Source organism: Variovorax sp. Varisp36, assembly GCF_047304235.1.
Taxonomy (GTDB): Bacteria; Pseudomonadota; Gammaproteobacteria; order Burkholderiales; family Burkholderiaceae_C; genus Variovorax.
On the sequence record NZ_JBGLYU010000101.1, the window covers coordinates 1 to 767 of the forward strand.

The following is a 767-nucleotide window of genomic DNA, read 5'->3' on the forward strand; positions in this document are numbered from 1 at the left end:
CCACAAGCCCCGCCGCCGCCACCCCGAACATCGCGCGCTCGAGCCATTTCTTCTTCGTCAGCAAGGCAATCGCAGCCAGCGCGATCGACACCTGCAGCACCGTGGTCGCCTGGGCCCAGCGATGGTGCTGGTGCATCTGCTCTTCAGACTGCGCGTCCCATTGGCTGGCCTCGGCCTCCAGCTTCTTCGCTGCCGTCTGGATGTCTGTCTTCTCCTGTTCGTAGCGCGCCACCTTGACCTGCCAGCCCTGCTTTCGGGCGTCGTCCGCCGCGGTGTCGCGTGCGAATTCGGCCAGCGCCTGCTTGGTGCTCTTCGACTGGAAGTAATTCCACTGGTTCGACGCCTCGGTCTTCTTGATCGCGGCGTTGTTCTTGTAGAGGCCGGCGTTGGCCTGCGTGGCACCCCCCATGTACGAGAAGATCGCGCCGAAGGTGGCGATCACGGCGGTGCACACCGCGATCTTGCTCGTCATGTTCATGCCGCCTGAATGAGCCGCGGCGCCGTCTTCGGGGCCGTGGCCATGGCCGCCGGTTGCGGCGTGTTCGAGTTCGTGATCGTGCGGGCCGTGCACGTGAAAGCCGTGTCCTGACATGGGGTCCTTGCTGTGAAGTGTTGGAATGTGGAGCGCGCGCGAGTATGCCCGGTCGCGCAGCACCCCAGGCGCCCCGCCGTCAGGTTCCGGTCCGCCACCCGTTGCCAGCATGGGGGCGGCCACAGCACACTTGCCCATGACCGAGGAAACGCCCCCAACCCCGATGCCCACGCCC

At 66.1% G+C, this 767-nt stretch carries 1 protein-coding gene; it reads right to left on the bottom strand.

All coding sequences use genetic code 11. The features are described 5' to 3' along the window. On the bottom strand, positions 1-472 hold a 472-nt coding region (locus ACCD11_RS28345; protein WP_413316459.1), incomplete at its 3' end, for a DUF4337 domain-containing protein. Between the last annotated feature and the right edge of the window lie 295 nt (positions 473-767).